Source organism: Promicromonospora sp. NPDC023805, assembly GCF_040639635.1.
In the GTDB taxonomy this organism is placed as follows: domain Bacteria; phylum Actinomycetota; class Actinomycetes; order Actinomycetales; family Cellulomonadaceae; genus Promicromonospora.
The window spans coordinates 41,152-60,605 of sequence record NZ_JBFAAH010000006.1; the positions used below are offsets into that span (position 1 = coordinate 41,152).

11 protein-coding genes are annotated in these 19,454 nt (G+C 71.9%); 8 read left to right on the top strand and 3 right to left on the bottom strand.

Features of this window, described 5'->3' with window-relative positions:
- Positions 1-219 precede the first annotated feature (219 nt).
- The 7 genes from AB0F70_RS08500 to AB0F70_RS08530 all read left to right on the top strand — a co-directional run bounded on the left by AB0F70_RS08500 (position 220) and on the right by AB0F70_RS08530 (position 13,081).
- Positions 220-4,953: a discoidin domain-containing protein gene (locus AB0F70_RS08500; protein WP_357446119.1), complete on the top strand. Its 4,734-nt coding sequence runs from the start codon at positions 220-222 to the stop codon at positions 4,951-4,953.
- Positions 4,954-4,967: 14 nt separating this feature from the next.
- A complete protein-coding gene (locus AB0F70_RS08505) occupies positions 4,968-7,253 on the top strand; it encodes a beta-L-arabinofuranosidase domain-containing protein (protein WP_357446122.1) in 2,286 nt (761 codons plus the stop codon).
- The gene (locus AB0F70_RS08510; RefSeq protein WP_357446125.1) at positions 7,250-9,154 is read left to right on the top strand and encodes an Ig-like domain-containing protein; all 1,905 of its coding nucleotides are present in this window, start codon (positions 7,250-7,252) and stop codon (positions 9,152-9,154) included. Before AB0F70_RS08505 ends, AB0F70_RS08510 begins: the two co-directional genes overlap by 4 nt.
- A gap of 35 nt (positions 9,155-9,189) precedes the next feature.
- Complete coding sequence (locus tag AB0F70_RS08515) at positions 9,190-9,816, top strand: hypothetical protein (protein ID WP_357446128.1); 627 nt, start codon at positions 9,190-9,192, stop codon at positions 9,814-9,816.
- A 126-nt stretch (positions 9,817-9,942) separates the two neighbouring features.
- Complete coding sequence (locus tag AB0F70_RS08520) at positions 9,943-11,004, top strand: DUF916 domain-containing protein (RefSeq protein ID WP_357446131.1); 1,062 nt, start codon at positions 9,943-9,945, stop codon at positions 11,002-11,004.
- A 101-nt stretch (positions 11,005-11,105) separates the two neighbouring features.
- Positions 11,106-12,578, top strand: coding sequence for a gluconate:H+ symporter (locus tag AB0F70_RS08525; protein WP_357446134.1), 1,473 nt, complete (start codon positions 11,106-11,108; stop codon positions 12,576-12,578).
- Complete coding sequence (locus AB0F70_RS08530; protein ID WP_357446137.1) at positions 12,575-13,081, top strand: gluconokinase; 507 nt, start codon at positions 12,575-12,577, stop codon at positions 13,079-13,081. The genes AB0F70_RS08525 and AB0F70_RS08530 overlap by 4 nt, the downstream gene beginning before the upstream one ends.
- Before the next feature lie 21 nt (positions 13,082-13,102).
- Here the strand turns inward: AB0F70_RS08530 and AB0F70_RS08535 are convergent, their stop codons facing one another.
- A complete protein-coding gene (locus AB0F70_RS08535) occupies positions 13,103-14,392 on the bottom strand; it encodes a cytochrome P450 (RefSeq protein ID WP_357446140.1) in 1,290 nt (429 codons plus the stop codon).
- 171 nt (positions 14,393-14,563) lie between these two features.
- On the opposite strand from AB0F70_RS08535, the gene AB0F70_RS08540 reads away from it, so the two are divergent.
- Positions 14,564-15,760 carry a sulfotransferase gene (locus AB0F70_RS08540; protein ID WP_357446143.1) on the top strand — a complete coding sequence of 399 codons (1,197 nt, stop codon included), beginning with the start codon at positions 14,564-14,566 and terminating at the stop codon, positions 15,758-15,760.
- Between the two features lie 73 nt (positions 15,761-15,833).
- Here AB0F70_RS08540 and serA read toward each other — a convergent pair whose 3' ends face one another.
- Both serA and AB0F70_RS08550 read right to left on the bottom strand, forming a co-directional pair.
- On the bottom strand, positions 15,834-17,072 hold the full coding sequence (serA, locus tag AB0F70_RS08545) for a phosphoglycerate dehydrogenase (protein WP_357446145.1): 1,239 nt from the start codon (positions 17,070-17,072) through the stop codon (positions 15,834-15,836).
- Positions 17,073-17,158: 86 nt separating this feature from the next.
- Positions 17,159-19,414: an AAA family ATPase gene (locus tag AB0F70_RS08550; protein ID WP_357446148.1), complete on the bottom strand. Its 2,256-nt coding sequence runs from the start codon at positions 19,412-19,414 to the stop codon at positions 17,159-17,161.
- Positions 19,415-19,454 lie beyond the last annotated feature (40 nt).

Here is a 19,454-nt window from a genome sequence, read left to right on the forward strand (position 1 = left end):
GCTGCCAGGGTGATCATCAACCGAAAACACCGAAAACCATTGCCGGAGCCGGACGGTGATGCTTCACTGGTCGGCGCCGGGCTCCTCGATGGCGAGCGAGCCGGCGGAACCACCTGGCGGACGCAAGCGAGCCGGGGTGGGGAGCGCAGCGATGCGCGGCCTCCGCCCGAGCGGCCACCGTCCGTCCGACTGCCTGGCCGTCGACGGAGAGGACATGTGATGTCGGGACGAACACGAAGGGGCGCGGTAGCGGCTACCGCTGTGGCGGCGCTGGTCGCCTGCGGGAGCGTGGCGCTCCTGCCGCCCACGGCCTACGCGGCCTCGCCGGTGCTGCCGGGCAACGAGGGCGACGTCGGCGTCTACACCGACGGGCTCACGGACTCCCTGGACATCGGCGACCCGGTGTACCGCAACCTGGACGCGGTGGACGCCGCGCTCGACCCCGGCGTCCCGTTCACCGCGGACAGCATGTACGAGTCGATCTTCGACGCGGACGTCGCGGCCGGTGGCACCGACTTCTACCTCGACCGGGTGCTGGGCGTGACGGGAACGGCAGGCAACTCCGTGCTCCAGACCCGCGGCCGCACGCTGTACATGCGGGGCGGGAGCGGGGCGGCCTGGAACACCATGGGCTTCGCCGGCACCGCCTATGCGGGCGGGCCGAACGACCTGGGGAACTTCTACACGATCACCGTGCCCGGCCAGACCGTGAGCGAGGTGGGTTCCGCCCGGTTCAACGCGCCGAGCCACGCCAAGGCCCGGTACACGATCGGCACTACCGGCGTGACCGCCGACCTGCGCAAGCTGATCACCTACGACAACACCGCGCTGTCCGCCGTCACCTTCACCAACCCCGGCACGAGCGCCGTCACCTTCACCGTGCGTGCCGCGTCGCCGATCGCCCGGGCCGCCGCGGACGCCGCCGACGAGCTGACCGGCACCCGCACCCTGACGAGCGGCGCGAACAACGGGCTGGTCGACACCCCGTGGTCGACCGTGACGGTCGGCCTGAAGGCCGAGGGCTTCGCGCGCAACGGCACCAGCCTGGACCGGGAGGTCACCGTCCCGGCGGGCGGTTCCGTCGACCTGTCGGTGGTCGGCGCGCTCTACTCCCCATCGCTGCCTGACGGCGAGCAGCAGCTCCGCGACTACGCGGACCTGGCGCCCGGCGCCGCGTTCCGCGCAGGTGTGACCGCCTTCAACGAGCGGTGGGCGGCCGACATCCCGTACATCGACGTGCCCGACCCCGCCGTCGAGAAGGCGATCGTGTACCGGTGGTGGGGCGAGCGGTACAACAGCCTGGACGCCAACGAGCCGGGGTACGTCTACCAGTACCCGACGACCATCGAGGGCGTGAACCTGTACCAGAACTCGGTGGTGCTCACGCAGCCGATGCACCTGCAGGACACCAAGTGGATCCGTAACCCGTACCTCGCGTACGGCCAGGTCCTGAACGTCGGCGAGCTGTCCGGGTCCTCGGCCTTCCTCGACAGCCCCGGGCACACGAGCTGGAACAACCACTACTCCCAGTACCTCGGCACGGCAGGGCTGGAGGCGTACAACGTGCACGGCGGCGGACCCGACGTCGCCGGGCGGTTCGCCCACTACTTCGAGCAGGACGGCGTAGGCCAGCTCGAGCACTACGACGGCAACGACGACGGCCTCATCGCCTACGACACCAACTACATGCCGGGCAACGACGCCGACGCGATCAGCTTCGGCTACCCGCGCACCAACGGCGGGGCGCCCGGCGCCCGCACTATCGAGCGGCCCGAGTCGGCGTACGTCTGGGGCGCGTTCGACGCCGCCAGCAAGCTCTACGACATCGCCGGCGCCGACCCGTCGCGCGTGACCGAGACGGCCGCCGAGGCGGACCGCATCCAGCAGGCGGTGCTCGACAACCTGTGGAGCGAGGAGACCCAGATGTTCCTCGCGGGGACGTCGCACGGCGCGACGTCGGCGGCGTCGTCGGGCGGCAGCGCGAACCCGCTGCCCGTGCCGGAGCGGGACCTGATCCCCGCCAAGGAGTCGAACCTCTACGACGTCTACGCGCAGAACCTCATCCCCGCGGACGAGTGGGAGAAGTACGTCGACGGGTTCCGGTTCCTGCGCTACGGCGACAACTTCCCGGTCTTCCCGTTCTACACGGCCAACCAGTACGACCGGTCGAAGTTCGCCATCGGTGGCTCCAACAACTTCTCGAACATCAACTTCACCGTCCAGTACCGGGGCGTGCGCTCCGCGCTGCGCCACTACGACCCCGAGCAGCGGTACATCACGCCGGAGTACGCGGCAAAGCTGCTCGACTGGATGGCGTGGAGCATCTACCCGAACGGTGACGCGCGCGTCGCCAACCAGGCCGAGTACTACTCGGGCTGGAACGCGGAGACGCAGACCTACAACCGCAACAACCCCAACCACGTGATGCTCGGCAACATGAGCTACATCTTCGTCGAGGACATGGCGGGCCTCCAGCCCCGTTCGGACGACCTCATCGAGCTCTCGCCGATCGACCTCGGCTACGAGCACTTCATGGTGAACAACCTGCGGTACCACGGCCACGACGTCACGGTCGTCTGGGACCCGGACGGCACGCACTACGGCCTCGGCGCCGGCTACTCGCTGTTCGTCGACGGGGAGCGCAAGGCGTCCGCGGAGAGCATCGGCTCCTTCGTGTACGACCCGGCCGCCAACGAGGTGGTAGACGCGGACGCCGGTATCGGTGCCGTCGTCGTCGCTGACCAGGGTGTCGACCTGCCCGCCGCGGTGGACACCCCGATCGAGGACGAGCGTGTCGTCTCCTACCTGAAGACGGCGGGGATCGACCTTCAGGAAGACGCCGTCAATCTCGCGGAGGGCGCGACGCTCAGCTCGTCCGCCACGCAGGTCGGCGCCCGTCCGACGCCGTGGCGCAACTTCCACACCCCCGGCTTCTCCAGCGGATCCATGAACTACACGCCCGGCGCCATCGCCACGACCGAACGGCCCGTGTCCCTGGATGCGGTGACCGACGGCGTGACCGTGAACGAGCCCTACTGGGGCAACTACGGGACCGACGGCGACACCGGCCACGTGGAGCTCGACCTCGGCGAGCCGGTGGCGATCGACAACGTGAAGGTCTGGTTCGTCAGCGACCGGCAGGACGGCGGCTACGCCGAACCGCAGCGCTACTCGATCCAGGTGCCGGACGGCCAGGGCGGCTGGACGGCGGTCCCGGGACAGGCCAAGGCGCCCAAGGTGCCAGGGCCCAAGACGAACGACGCGCTGTTCCCGACCGCCACCACCGACCGCGTCCGGGTCTCGTTCACGAACGCGCCCGGCCACTGGACGGCGATCTCCGAGATCCAGGTGTTCGACTCGGGCCGGGAGGTGCCGCCCGTGCAGAACGACCCGCCGGCGGTCACGGCGACGTCGGACGACAGCGCGGACGGCAACCTGTCCACGCTGCTCGTGGCCACGGCCACCGACGACGGCATCCCGGAGGACGGCGAGCTCACCTACGGCTGGGAGACCGTCTCGGCCCCTGAGGGTGCGGGCGTGATCTTCGCCGACGACGCCGCGCTCACCACCCGCGTGACCGGCACCGCGGCGGGTCAGTACGTGTTCCGCTTCCGCGCGGCGGACGGGGAGCTCACCACCACCCGGGACGTCACTGTGACCCTTGCCGAACGCGAGACGTCCGCCGAGTTCGGGCGGCTCGCCACCATCACGACCAGCGGTGCCTCGCCGTGGGAGAACCCGCTGCGGGTCAACGCTGAGTCGACGCCGGCAAGCTCGGCCCCCGGTGCCGGCAACGGCTGGGGCACCTGGGGCCAGGCCCAGAACGGCACCAGCGAGGCGCAGGCCGCCTGGATCCGGTACTCGTGGAGCGCGCCGGTCCAGGTCAGCTCCGCCGACCTCTACTGGTACGACGACAACGGCGGCGTCCGCACCCCGCGGGCCGACACCTACGTGGTCGAGTACACGACGGACGGCAGCACCTGGAGCCCGGTCACCCTCGCGGACGGGTCCACGTACGGCGGCGCGCTCGCCAAGAACACCTACAACCACCTGGCCTTCGAGCCGGTGGAGGCGAGCGCGCTGCGCATCCGGGTCTGGGGTGTGCAGACCGGCGGCGCGGGGACCGGTGTCCTGCGCTGGCGGGTCAACGGCGACACGGTGGACTCGGTGGCGAGCCCTGTGATCATGCGGACCACCACCGGCGTCGTCCCGGAGCTGCCCGGTGGGCTCGACGTCGTCTACTCGGGCGGCACCCGCGGAGCCCTGCCCTTCACCTGGCAGGAGATCACCCCGGCGATGGTCGCCGAGACCAACGTCGAACCGTTCACGGTCTACGGCACCAACTCGGAGTACGGACTGATCGCCGAGGCCCAGGTGTACGTGCGGCCGGAGACGGCCCAGGACGGCATAGCCATCCAGGGCGCGGAGCAGTTCGAACGGACGGTCGACGTCGGCGAGCTGCCCCACCTGCCGACCCGCGTGGCCGTGTCGTACAACGACGGGTCCCGCGACAACCAGGCGATCGGCGTCGAGTGGGACTTCGACGAGTCGGTGGTCCAGCAGCCTGGCGTGCACGTCGTCACCGGGCAGCTCGTGCTGCCCGACTACGTGAGCGAGGCGGGCACCACCCAGACCACGCTCACGCTCACCGTGCGCGGTGATCCCGCCGAGGGGCCGGTGGTCACGGCCACCGCCGAACCACGCTGCCTGGCCGGGCGGGCGACCCTCGCCGTACGGGCGGTGAACGACGAGGACGGCCCGCTCGACGTCACGCTGTCGACCGCGTTCGGCGACAAGGCGGCGACCGGCGTCGCATCCGGCGCGGCGGCCTACCAGTCGTTCGCCACGCGCACCGCTGCGGTCACCGCGGGCACCGCCACGGTGACGGCGAAGGACGGCGCCGGCCGCACCTCCGAGACCAGCGTCGAGTACCCCGCGCTCACGTGCGGCTGACGGAAGGGAGCACCATGCGCAGCGAACCTGGGACCACGCCGCAGGCCACATCGCAGAGCGTGCCGCGGACGACGGCGTTCTCTCGCCGGTCGCTGCTCCGCATCGGAGCAGCCGGCCTCGCCGGGGGCGTCGTCGCCCTCGGGCTCCCCGTCGGGGCGGCCGCCGCCGCCCCGGCGGGGGCGGGACCGGCCGCCGTCGCGCGGCTGCCCCGCCGCCACCTGCGGCTCCTGGACCGGACGGCGGCGTCGGACCGCTGGCTCGCCGCGCCGTTCCCGCTCGCCGACGTGACCCTCGCGCCGAGCGTCGCCACCCGGTCGCAGGACCAGCTCCTGCACCTGCTGCGGGTCTACCCCGTGGACCGGGTGCTCGCGGTCTTCCGCCGGAACGCGGGCCTCGACACGCGGGGCGCCAACCCGCCGGGCGGCTGGGAGGGTTTCGGCCATGCGAACGAGCAGGCCTGGGGCCCCGACGACTACCCCGGCCGGGCCAACGTCCAGACCGCCAACCTGCTGCGCGGCCACTACGGCGGCCACTTCCTGTCGGCGCTCTCGCTCGCGTGGGCCTCGACCGGCGAGCAGGTGTTCAAGGACAAGGTCGACGAGATGGTGGCCGGGCTGGGCGAGGTCCAGGCGGCGCTCGCCGCGATGGGCCGGTTCACCCATCCGGGCTTCCTCGCCGCCTACGGCGAGTGGCAGTTCAGCCAGCTGGAGAAGTACGCCCCGTACGGCGAGATCTGGGCGCCCTACTACACGTGCCACAAGATCATGGCCGGGCTGCGGGACGCCTACCAGCTCGCGGACAGCGACCGGGCGCTGGAGATCCTTGCGCCCATGGCGGACTGGGTCTCCGGCCGCCTCGACCCGCTGCCCGCCGAACATCTGACGCGGATGTGGGGCATCTACATCGCCGGCGAGTACGGGGGCATGAACGAGGTGCTGTGCGACCTCGCGGCGATCACCGGCGAGGACCGGTACCTGGCGACCGCCCGGAAGTTCGACCTGACCCCGCTGGTCGACGCGTGCGCCGAGGGCCGGGACACGCTCAACGGCAAGCACGCCAACCAGCACATCCCGCAGTTCCCCGGCTACCTCAAGGCCTACGAGCAGACCGGGGAGCAGCGGTACCTGGACGCCGTCACCGGGTTCTGGGGGATGGTCGTACCCGGCCGCACCTACGCGCACGGCGGCCACGGGGAGGGGGAGCTGTTCGGCCCGCCCGGTACCGTCGCGGGCGACATCGGGGCACGCAACGCCGAGACCTGCGGCACGTACAACATGCTCAAGCTGTCCCGTCAGCTGTACCTGCACACGCTCGACCCGAAGTACCTGGAGTACTACGAGCGCGGCCTGCTCAACCACATAGTGGGCTCCAAGCGGAACACGACGTCGGACACGAGCCCCGACGTCACCTACATGTACGGCGTGAACCCCGGCACCCGCCGCGAGTACGGCAACACCGGCACCTGCTGCGGCGGCACCGGGCTGGAGAACCACGTCAAGTACGCAGACACCGTGTACCTGCGGTCAGCGGACGGGACGGCGCTGTACGTGAACCTCTACCTCGCCTCGACGCTGGACTGGCCCGAGCGCGGGCTGCGCGTCGTCCAGGAGACCCAGTACCCGAAGGCTGGTTCCACCCGCCTGACGTTCGACGGCTCCGGTGAGCTCGACCTGCGGCTGCGCGTGCCCGGCTGGGTGCGCAAGGGCTTCACGGTCCGGGTCAACGACGCGGTACTGGACCTGGAGGCGGTGCCGGGAGAGTACGTCAGCATCACCCGCACCTGGGCGTCCGGCGACGTGGTCGACGTCGACATGCCGTTCAGCGTCCGGGCGGTGCCGACCGTCGACGACCCGGCGGTGCAGAGCATCGAGTGGGGACCCACGGTGCTGCTCGTCCGCGACCCCTCGACGAGCTACCTCGACATCTCCCTCTACGGCCACGTGGGCCTGGACGGCACCCTCGACAGTGCGTTCGAAGCCACCGGCGACGGCTACTTCCGGCTCGGGGACCGCGTCCTCGAACCCGCGTGGTCGGGCGACCACACCACCTACCACATGTACGTGCGCCGCTCGGAGCCGCGGGTCGTGTTCGCCGGCCTGGACAGCGGGGTGGTGAACGCCGCCCGCCCGGGCGGCACGACCCTGCTCGACGCCGTCTGGGCCGACGGCGGGTTCGCGACGAGGGCGGACTTCCTGGCTCGCGTCCAGACGGTGACCGAACGGTTCACCACCGAGGGGCTGATCAGCCGGCGGGACGCCCAGCGGATCCTGCTCACCGCGGGCAAGGCGAGGATGGCATGAGAACACGACGCAGCACCGCCGTCCGCCGTCGCGCCATCGCCGTATTCGGCGCGCTGGTCATCGGCCTGACCGGCATCGGCCCCGCATCGGCCGCGGAGCCGGCGAACGTCGCGCTCCTCGGCACGCCGAACGCCAGCTATACCGCCTCCTGGAACCGCGTCGCATCCGTGAACGACGGCGAGGGCGTCAGCACCGGCGGCTCGCACGAGGACACCTGGGCGACCTGGGGCGAGGACCCCCGCCCCGCGCGCCAGTGGCTCGAGTACACGTGGGAGGTGCCCGTCCGGGTCGACCGGTCGGTCCTGCGGTTCTGGTCGGACGGGACCGAGCCCAACGGCGACAACGTGCGCGTACCCAGCTCCTGGACCATCCAGTACTGGGACCAGGCCACCGGGGCGTTCGCCGACCTGCCCGCGCCGAGCGGCTTCCCGACCGACCGCCTCGGCCTCAACGAGACCACCTTCGAGCCCGTCTCGACCACCAGGCTGCGGGCGACCTTCCAGGCGCTCGCGGGTGGTACGGCCAGCACGTACTCGGCGGTAGGGGTCTCCGAGTGGGAGGTCTGGGGTACGGGCGGGGTCGTGGAGCCCGACCCGGAGGACCCGTTCGGCCCGATCGACCACACGCCGGTGCACATCCCCACCCAGGTGGGTGTGCTGCCCGAGCTGCCGGACGAGCTCGACGCCGCCTACGAGGACGGGCGGGTCGTGCGCGTTGCGGTGACCTGGGCGGACGTCCCTGCCGACGACGTCGCCGAACCTGGCTCGTTCGAGGTCACCGGCACGTCGCCCGATCTGGTGGAGCCGGTCACGGGCACCGTGTACGTCCGGGACGGCGAACCCGGCCCGGTCGTCACGGTCGACAACGTCGCGGTGGTCACCGTCGCGGGCACGTCGCCGGTGCTGCCGCCGTCGGTCACCGCGGAGTACGACGACGGGTCGCGGGACAGCCGCATCCCGGTCGGCTGGGACGACGTCGACGCCGGCGACTACGCGGAGCCGGGCGGTCTGTTCTTCGTCGCCGGGATCGTCGAGGACACCGACGTGCCGGCCGAGGCCGTCGTGTTCGTCCTGGAGCCGGACACCGCGGAGGACACCTCCCCGCCGTCGGTCACCCTGACCGCCGAACCTGCGGCGGCGCCGTCGGGCTGGTTCGTGGAGCCCGTCACGGTCACCGTACGGGCGAGCGACAACCGCGACCCGGACCCCCTCGTCGAGGTGGTCGTCGACGGCGGCGAGCCGGCCCCGTACACCGGGCCGTTCACGCTGGACGGCGACGGGACGCACACCGTGCGCGTGCTGGCGACGGACGCGGCGGGCAACGTCGGCGAGGCGGAACGGGACCTGCGGGTCGACACCACCGCACCCGTGACCACCGCGGACGCCGAGAACCTCGGTTCGAGCGTCGAGATCACGCTCGTAGCCGACGACGGCGACGGATCCGGCGTGGACCGGATCCAGTGGGAGGGGCCAGGGACGTTCGGGGGCACCTACACCGGACCGTTCACGCGGGCCCTGACGGACACGGAGCAGGTCATCGAGTTCGCGGCCACCGACGTGGCGGGCAACCCGGAGGAGCGCAGATCGCTGACGCTGCCCGCCGCCGGGGCCGAGCTGCCGGTGACGGCGGAGGCCTCCGCCCGCTGCGTGGCGGGCCGGGTGCACGTCGCGGTGCGGGCGACCAACGGCTCGGACGTCCCCGTCGACGTCGTCCTCACCACCGAGCACGGGTCGCGCGACGTGGCCGGTGTGCAGCCCGGGGCGAGCGCGTACCAGTCGTTCGCCACCCGGGTCGCCTCGGTCTCCGGGGGCACCGCCTCGGTGACCGCCACGGGCACCGTCGACGGTGAGGAGGTCACCGTCCGGCACGACCTCGCGCTCGCGGCCCTGTCCTGCGCCTGATCAACAACCACCAAGACACGAAGAGACGAGACGAGATGATGAGCAGCCGAACCACCCAGCGGATCGCGGCGGCGGCGGCGGGTATGGCCGTCGCGGCGACGGTCGGTGGCCTCGCCACCACCGCGATGGCCGCCGACGACCCCACCGGCGTCGACCTGTCAGTGACCATCGAGGACAACACGCCCGGCGCCCTGAGCATGTCGGTGGCGCCCAACGACGGCGTGGTCCTCGCCGAGGAGGGCTCCGACGCGGAGGCCCGGCAGTTCCTGGGCACCCTGCCCACGGTGACCGTCGCCGACACGCGGGACGCCGGGGAGATCCCGGAGGGCGCGTACTGGGCGGTGGTCGGCCAGGCGAGCGAGTTCACTGCGGAGGGACGCGCGCCGATCGGGCCCGAGTACCTCGGCTGGGCGCCGCGCCTGCTGACCCCGTCACCCTCGGGCGACGTGGCGGCGGGCGAGCCCGTGTCCAGCGTCCTCCCGGACGGTTCGGGCGGCGCCGCCGTCGGCCTCGAGGGGCAGGAGCTGCTCCTGTCCACCTGGGCCTCGGGCGCCGAGGCGGGCCCGTGGGACGTGACGGCGGACCTCACGCTGCGCACCCCCGCGACCGTCGCCCCGGGCGACTACACCTCGGTCCTGACCCTCTCCCTCTTCGAGGGCTGACCACCTGTCAGACGCTCGGCCACGTGTCAGACCACCGGCCACGTGTCAGACGCTCAGGTCACCCGGGTGACCTGAGCGTCTGACACGTCACGGACCGTCTGACACATCACGCAGAAAGGCCCGTAGATGCGCATCCCCACGGCAGCCAGGACGGTCGCCGCCCTGGTCACCTCCGCGGCCCTCGTGCCGGTCATCTGGTCGGCACTCGCCATGGCGGCGCCGGCCGCCGTCACGGCGGGTGCCGCCGACGACGACCGCGTCACCTGGTCCGTCGTCCCCGCCGACGCGTCGGGTCCCGACGGGCGCCGGGTGGTCGACCTGGAGCTCGAACCGGGCGAGCGCGCCGTCGACCACGTGGCGGTGAGCAACCACTCGGCGACCGAGGTGACGTTCGCGCTGTCGGCCAACGACGGGTACCTGACCGACCTTGGCAGCTTCGACATGCGGCCCGCCTCCGTCCCGCCCACCGACGGCGGTGCGTGGATCACCGTGGCGGACGAGGTGGTGGTCGGCCCGGGGGAGACCGAGGTGGTGCCCTTCGAGGTGACGGCGCCCGCCGACGCCGTGCCCGGCGACCACCCGGCCGGTGTCGCGGCGTCGGTGCGCTCAGGTGGGGAGATGCAGGTCGACTCCCGGGTAGGTGTTCGTGTGAACCTGCGCGCCCCTGGGGAGGTGGTCGCGGTGCTGGACGCCGAGCTGCTCGACGTGTCCTACACGCAGGGGTCCAGCCTGCTGGGTCCGGGTGAGCTCGTGGTGCGGTACGCGGTGGTCAACGACGGGACCGTCGCGTTGCGGACAACCACCGAGTTCCGTGCGGACAGCCGGTTCGGCGGCGCGGACGCGTCCGCGCCATCGGGCGAGGGGCTGGAGGTGCTGCCCGGTGGCCGTCGCGAGGTGACCGTCCGGGTGCCCGAGGTCTGGCCGCTCGGACCGTTCGGCGTCGAGGCGGTGGTGCGCGGCGCGGTCCCCGAGGGCGGCCCGGACGTGGCGGTGCCGGCGGACGTGCCGCTCACCGGCACAGCATGGGCGCTGCCGCTGCCGCATCTCCTGCTGCTGCTCGTCCTCGTACTCGTCGCGTGGGCCACCCGCAGGGCGCTGCGCGCACGCCGCGCCAGGCTCGACCATCTGATCGAGCAGGCCCGCGCGGAGGGCCGTGCCGAGGTTCTGGCGGCATCCGGCCCGAGCTGACTACCTGGCAAGACGCTCGACAAACCTACCCGGTAGCCGTAATTCACCCTGCTAGGGTCGGTGCGATCCTGTGCGCAAGAACGGACCGCGAGGAGGCGGTGATGACCGAGATCGAACCGGTCTACGGGGCGGGCACCCTGCTCCTGATTGCGGCGGCTGCGGTCGCCCTGCTCCTGTTCCTGATCATCCGGCTGAAGCTGCACGCGTTCGTCGCGCTCGTGCTCGTCAGCCTGCTCACGGCGGTCGCAGCGGGGATCCCGATAGCGGATGTCCCCGACGCGCTGCTGACCGGGTTCAGCGGGACGCTGGGTTCGGTGGCCCTGCTGGTGGGCTTCGGCGTCATGGTCGGCAGGCTGCTGGAGACCACCGGCGGCGCGCAGGTCCTTGCCGACACGCTCATCGCAAGGTTCGGCGAGAAGCATGCGCCGCTCGCGCTCGGCGTCGCCGCGCTCATCTTCGGCTTCCCGATCTTCTTCGACGCCGGCCTCGTGGTGTTCCTGCCGATCATCTTCACCGTCGCGCGCCGGTTCGGGGGCGGCATCCTCCGGTACGGGCTGCCCACGGCCGGAGCCTTCGCCGTCATGCACGCCGTGGTGCCGCCGCACCCCGGGCCGGTCGCCGCCGCCGACCTGATGGGCGGGAACATCGGCTTCACTCTTCTCCTGGGCGTGCCGGTGGCCATCGCCGCCTGGTTCCTGGGCGTCCACTACGTGGCCCGCTACCTGAGCGGGCGGTACGTCATCGATATCCCGACCGCGGTCTTCGGCCAGCTGAACGGCGGCCGGGACCAGGATGCCGACGGGGGCACCGGAGACGGGGGTACCGGAGCGGGCGGCGCGCCGACGGCGACCGCAACCCAGGCCCCGCCAGGGTTCGGCACCGTCTTGTTCATCCTGCTCCTGCCGCTGGTGCTGATCTCGCTCAACACGGTGGTCAGCACGCTGGTCACGGCGGACATCGTCGCCGAGGACGCCGTCTGGGCGAACGCCCTGACGCTCGTCGGGCAGACCCCGATCGCGCTGCTCATCACCGTGCTGGTCGCTCTCGCGATGCTGTCCCGTGGACGGTTCTCGATGGGCCAGGCCACCGGCATCCTCGACGACGCGCTCGGCCCGATCTGCTCGATCATCCTGATCACCGGTGCGGGCGGCATGTTCGGCGGCGTGCTGCGCGCGAGTGGCATCGGCTCGGCGCTCACCGAGTCGCTGTCCGACCTCGGCATACCGATCCTCCTGCAGGCGTTCGTGATCGCGACCGTGCTGCGCGTCGCCCAGGGTTCCGCGACGGTCGCCCTGACGACGACGGCCGGGCTGATCTCGGCACAGGTGGCCGCGGAGGGCCTGAGCGACATCAAGATCACACTCCTGGTCTTCGCGGTGGCGGCCGGCGCGACCGTCCTGTCGCACGTCAACGACTCCGGATTCTGGCTCGTGAGCAGGTTCTTCGGCATGGACGTCAGGACGACGCTCAGGACCTGGACCGTCCTGGAGACGACCCTCGGCCTCGCCATCTTCCTGATCGCCGCACTGCTCTGGCTCGCGACCGATCTCGTCACCTTGCTGGTGGCGGGATGAGCGCGCCCCGCCACCTGGTGGTCATGGGCGTCACCGCGACCGGCAAGACGACGGTCGGCCGCGCGCTCGCGGAGGCGCTCGGCGGCGTGTTCGTCGAGGGCGACGCGTTCCACCCGCCCGCGAACATCGAGAAGATGTCGGCCGGGATCCCCCTGGACGACGACGACCGGCGCCCGTGGCTGCGCTCGCTCGCCGACGAGATCACCCGGCTCGACGCCGCGGGGGAGATCACTGTGACCGCCTGCTCCGCGCTGCGCCGGGTGTACCGCGACTGGCTGCGCGAGGGCCATCCCGGGCTGTTCTTCGTGCACCTCGACTCGACGTCCGACGTGCTGCTCGACCGGATGAGGCGCCGTACCCACTTCATGCCGCCGTCGCTGCTGCAGTCCCAGCTCGACACCCTGGAGCCGCTCGAGCCGGACGAGGCGGGCGTCGTCATCGACGACACGCCGCCTGCCGACGTCGTGATCGCGACCAGCCTCGCCGCCGTCCGGGCGGCGTGACGCTCCCCGGAACCCGGATGCCTACAGCGCGAACTCCTCCGGGGGCCAGCCGCCGGGGACGGGCTGCTGGAGCGGCGACGGGAACGTCACGGGCAGCCGGGCAGGGAAACGCATCCACGGGCTGGTCGCCCACTCGACCTTGTCCGGGTCGCCGACGAAGGTGACCTGCAGGCGCTGCAACAGCTCCGCCACCGCTATCCGCGCGATGACCCGCCCGAGGCGCGGCGCGGGGCACCGGTGCGGCCCGGCGCCGAACGACAGGTGGGCCCGGTTGCCCACGGTGTCCCACGGGTCGGCGGTCTGGACCTGCGGGTCGTGGTTGGCCGCGTGCACCCCGACGATCACCGCCGCCCCGCGCTCGATCAGCTTGTCGCCCATCGTCACCTCGCGTGTGGCGAACCGCGGCATGAGGTTGGGGTTCGTCGTCGAGCGCCACAGCACCTCGTCGAGGGCGTCGTCGATGTGCAGCCGGCCCCCGGAGACCCGGTGGGAGAAGCGCGGGTCGCTCAGGACCAGTGCGAGCGTCTGCGCGATCCAGGCCAGCAACGACTCGTTGGCCGCCAGCGTGATGGCGGTCAGGGTCTGCGCCCGTTCCAGGTCGCTCTCGAAGTTGTCGTGCACGGCCAGGATCCCCGCGATGTCGCGGGTGCCGAGCGCCCTGCTGTGGGCGATGTGCCCGGTGACGATCTCCAGCAGCTCGACGGTCCGCTCGCGCGCCGCGGCGCCGGACTCGAAGATCGCCCGGGTGATCTCCTGGAGGCGCTGCGCCTGTCCCGGTTCGAGCCCGTCGAGCTCGGACAGGACGAGGAACGGTACGACCGCCGCGTACTCGGCGACCAGGTCCGCGCGGCCCCGGTCCTCGAACCGGTCGATGAGCATCCCGCACAGCCTGCGCGTGATCGCGCCCGCCCGGGCCTCGTCGACCTGACCCAGCGCGTCGTCGACGGGTGGCCGCATGCGGGCGTGCTTGGCGCCGTCGGCGTCGGCGAGCGTCGGTTTCGGGGCGCGGGGGAGCACCAGATGGAGCGCCGACTGCGGGCCGAGCAGGTTCTCGGCGTGGCCGTGCCAGATCGCCGGGTCCTTGATGAAGGTGCGGTCGTCCCGCAGCACGCCCACCGCTTCGTGGTGGCCGAGCACGAGCCAGGCAGGCACGCCCGGCTCCAGGTCCACCGGCGCGACCGTTCCCCACCGGAGCCGTAGCCGCTCGTAGACCTCGCTGGCGTCGGCGGCCGCCGTCGTCTCCACGAGGAGCGTGCGGTCACTGACGTCGCCCAGCCGTACCAGCGGGCCCGATGGCGGTCGTGCGGTCACGATTCCCCTCTCGACGACAGCTCTGCGCGACGGTGTGACCCCGCGCACAAGCACTCGCTCCGGATGCTAGTGGACCGACGCTCCGGATTGGCGAAACGGCTCCGTCACGATCCGGTCCGGCCGGTGCCCGGCGGCTTGTCGCCACCCGTCGGTATGGGCAGGATGTGCGCCATGCCCCAGGCCACACCCCTGCTTCGACTCCTCAACGTGCTGCTCGCACCCGGTATGCGCACCCGCAAGGACCCCGACGCCGTCTTCGAGCGGCTGCTCCAGGAGGTCCAGGAAGGGCGTGTCCCGCTCGGCGCCGACGACCTCGCCGCGCTCGACGGGCTGCGGCTGCTCCTCGCCGACCACGCCGCCAACCCCGACCTGAGCGGCATGGGGTGGATGAGCACCCAGCAGCAGATCCGGGAGCGGCTGGACAACCGCGCGGTGGTCCGCGACATCCAGGCGAACCATCCAGTGGTGCGCGACGAGCCGGTGACGGCGCCGGTCTTCGTCGTCGGCCTGCCGCGGACCGGGACCACGCTCACGTACAACCTGATCGCGCGCAGCCCGGGCAACCGCGGCCCCAAGCTCTGGGAGATGACCAACCTCGGCCTGCCACGCCCGGACGCGGAGCGCGCGAAGCTGATCGCACAGGCCCGCAAGCGGTTCGCGACGGTGGCGAAGCTGAGCCCCGCGTGGGCGCACCTGCACCCGCTGGTCGCCGACAGCGAGGAGGAGGACTTCATGCTGCGCGCCCACACGGAGATGTTCGCGACATGGGGGCCCGCACCGCGCTACCTGGACTACGTGTCGGACGCCGACCTCACCGCCGACTTCCTGTTCCTCCGCGATGCCCTGCAGGTCATCGCGGCAGGCGAGGCGCCGGACCGCTGGGTCCTCAAGCACCCGATGGACCTGTGGCGGCTGCCGGAGATCCTGCGCGCCTTCCCGGACGCGCGGTTCGTCTGGACGCACCGCGCGCCCGGTGCCGCCGTCGCCTCGGGCTGCTCGATGGCCGAGGCGACCCACACGATGTACATCAAGCCGGGCCGGATCGACCTGGCCCGGATCGGCCAGGAGTGGCTCGGGATCTCGGCCGGCGGGGTCGAGCGCGCGATCAAGCTGCGCGAGCAGCTCCCCGACGACGCCGTGATCGACGTCCTCTACGACGACCTGCTCGCCGACCCGGGGACGGTGCTGCGCGGGGTCTTCGACCGGCTGGACCTGACCTGGGGCGAGCAGGACGAGGCCAACCTGGCGGCATCGCTCGACCGAACCGGTCACCGCCCGCACGCCTACACGCTGAACCGTTACGCCCTGACGGAGGCGAAGGTCGCGGAGGCGTTCGCGTCGTACGAGCTCCCGCCGTCCGCCCTCTGACAAACCGCTGAGTGCGTGATATTTGCCCTCCTGACACTGTCAGAAGGGCAAATATCACGCACTCAGCGAGGGGTCAGCGGGCAGCCGGGCCCGGGGGGAATTCTGGGCGCTCGAAGGCGTCGCGGATGCGGAGGCGGATGGTGGCGTCCAGCGCCTGGAGCTTCTTCGAGGCGCCGCGCTCGGTCACGTCCGAGATGTCGGTGACCACGTAGCCGATGTCGCCGCGCGTGGCGAGCATCTGGCCCTCGATGTTGGCGCCGTGGTCGGCGAAGATCTGGTTCACCGTGGCCAGGACGCCGGGCACGTTGCGGTGCAGCAGCTTGATCCGGCCGACGCCCGTGTGCTCGAGCTGCAGGTTCGGCAGGTTGACGCTGAGCATCGTCGAGCCGGTCGCCACGTAGTCGCTGAGCTTCTTGGCCACGAACTGGCCGATCGCCTCCTGCGCCTCCTCCGTGGAGCCGCCGACGTGGGGCGTGAGGATCACGTTGGGCAGGTTGCGCAGCACCGACTCGAAGGTGTCGCCCCGCTTCTTGGGCTCCTCCGGGAAGACGTCGACCGCGGCGCCCGACAGGTGCCCCGACGTGATGTGCTCCGCCAGCGAGTCGACGTCGACGACGAACCCGCGGCACAGGTTGAGGAAGATCGCGCCCTGCCTCATGCGGGCGAACTGCTTCTCGCCGAACAGCCCCGCGTTGCCCGAGCGGCCGTCCACGTGCAGCGTGACGATGTCGGCGGTCTCGAGGAGCTCGTCGAGCGTCTCGACGCGGCGGGCGTTGCCGAGCGCCAGCTTCTCGGCGGTGTCGTAGAAGATCACCGACATGCCGAGGTTCTCCGCGAGCACGGAGAGCTGCGAGCCGATGTTGCCGTAGCCGATGATACCGAGCGTGCGGCCGCGCACCTCGTGCGACCCCTCGGCGGACTTGTCCCAGACGCCGGCGTGCAGGGCGCGGTCGCGCTCCGTCATCCGGCGGGTCAGGGAGATGATCTCGGCGATCGCCAGCTCCACCACCGACCGGGTGTTGGAGAACGGCGCGTTGAACACCGCGACGCCGCGGTTCGCGGCGGCGGTCAGGTTGATCTGGTTCGTGCCGATGCTGAAGGCACCCACGCCGACGAGGCTCGTGGCCTCGGCCAGGACGCGCGCCGTCACTTCGGTCTTGGACCGGATACCCAGGAGGTGGACGCCGTCGAGCGCGGCGATCAGCTCGTCCTCGTCGAGGGCTCCCTTGCGGTAGTCGACCTCGTACCCGGCCGATTCCAGGATCGGGACGGAGGTGGGGTGGACGTTCTCGAGGAGAAGGGCTCGCTGCACGCACCCATGGTGCGCCAGGGGAGGCGGAAGCAACAAACGAACGGGGGCCACGTCCCGCCTGCTGGGACACGGCCCCCGCAAAGAGGTCAGAACCCTTCCGGAAGGTCCCTGCCGTGCACCACCACGAGGCGCTGGGTCGGGCGGGTCATCGCCACGTAGAGGTCGCTCGTCGCGCCGGCCCCCTCGGCGATCGCGGCCGGCTCCACCAGCACCACCGCGTCGAACTCCAGGCCCTTGGTCTGCCGCGGTGCGAGCACCGTGACCTGCGCGTCCTCCGGGCGCTGCGCCGCCAGCCGGGCGGCCTCGGCCGCGCCGACCGCCTCGGGCAGGGCCGTGGCGACCGCCTCGGCCAGCCGCGCGACGCCGTTCGTCGGCGCCACGACCGCCACGCGCCCGGCGTCCGGCCCCACGAGCTCCTTGACGAGGGCGAGCGCCTCGGCGACCACCGCGTCGTCGTCCGGCAGCCCGTCGGGGCCCAGCGCGGTACGCACGGCGGTGAGGGAGTCCTCGACGTCGCGCGCCGCGCGCAGCTCCGAGACGGGCAGCCCGGCCGCCCGCGCGACGGCCTGGGCCGTGTCCGCGACCGTCGACGGCGTGCGGTAGGAGACGGTCAGCTCGGCGAGCCGCCAGCCGTCGTGCAGCAGCGGCGTGAGCATGCGGTCCCAGTTGCGGGCACCCGCGGCGGACGACGTCTGGGCGACGTCGCCGACGATGGTCATCGACCGGGTGGGCACCCGGCGCACGAGCGACCGCCAGGCCATGGGGGAGAGCTCCTGCGCCTCGTCGACGACCACGTGGCCGTAGGTCCAGGCGCGGTCGCCCGCGGCCCGTTCGGCGGTGGTCAGCGACGGGCCGCTCGCGGCGAAGCGGGAGGCGAGCATCTCGGCGTCCACCAGGCCGTCGCCCGCGCCCGTCGAGGACAGCACGGTGCGGGCGTACTCGATCTCCCGCGCCTGCTCGGCCTCGCGGTTGCGGGCCTCGGCGAGCGCCACGGAGTCGTCCTCCCCGAGCAGCTCGTACGCCTCGTCGAGGATCGGCACGTCGGACTCCGTCCACGGCGCGCCGGCCTCCCGGAACAGCAGGCGCCGCTCTCGTGCGGTCAGCTCCGGCGCGGCCTCGGCGAGCCGGTGGGGCTTCGAGTACAGGTCCCTGACGAGCTTCTCGGGGCTGATCGGCAGCCACGCGATGTTGAGCGCCACGCGGACCGTGCGGTCCGAGCGCAGGTCCTCGAACACCGAGGAGCGGTCCTCGCCCGACAGGAGCCCGCCCGCGAAGTCGCGGTACTGGTCGGTGAGGCGGTCGAGCATGTCGCGCACGAACGCGCCGCGCGCCAGGTTGTGCGGCTTGTGCGTGCGGCGGGCGCGGGCGATCGCGTCGCCGATGTCCTTGGGGCGGATCACGAAGTCGTGTCCCTCGACCCGCACCGGCGTCTCGTGCTCGGGCACGCGCTCCCGCGCCCGCACGGCGCGGCGGATGATGTTGCGCCACAGGAGCAGTCCCTTGAGCCGGGCCACCTGCCCCTCGTCGACGGCGGTCGCCCGGATGCCGGGGATGAGGTCGCCGACGGTGGTGGACACGACGCCGGTCTCGCCCAGCGACGGCAGCACCTGGTCGATGTAGCGCAGGAACGCGCTGGACGGGCCAACGACAAGCACACCAGACCGTTCCAGCAGGCGCCGGTGGGCGTACAGGAGGTAGGCGGCGCGGTGCAGCGCCACCGCCGTCTTGCCCGTGCCCGGGCCGCCCTGGACCACTAGCGCGCCCGACAGGTCGGAGCGGATGATGCGGTCCTGCTCGGCCTGGATGGTCGCCACGATGTCCGACATCCGGCCCGTACGGCCCTGGGCCATCGCAGCGAGCAGCGCGCCCTCGCCGGACAGCGCGTCGGGGTCGATCTCGGCGTCGAGGTCGAGCACCTCGTCCTCCAGGCCGGTCACCGACCTGCCCTTCGTCACCAGGTGCCGACGCCGGTGCACGTCACCCGGGTGCAGCGCCGTGGCGCGGTAGAACGCCTCGGCCGCAGGGGCACGCCAGTCGGTGAGCATCGAGCGGTGCTCGACGTCGGTCAGCCCGATGCGCCCGACGTATCGCGTGGCGCCGTCCGCCAGGTCGAGACGTCCGAAGACCAGCCGGTCCTCCACCGCGTCGAGCTGCGCGGCCCGGTCCTCGTAGAGGGTCGCGAAAGCGTCCCGCTCGCTGCGGTTCTGGTGCGTACCGCTGGCGCCCGCCAGGCGGACCCCTCGCAGGCGGTCCGCCGTGGTGCCCCGAAGGGTGTCCAGACGGACGTACATCGTGTCGACGACTGCCTGCTCGTGGGCGAGCTCGCCCGCGATTCCCGTCACGCCATACCTCCGTGGTTCACCAGCCAAAAAAACCTCGGTC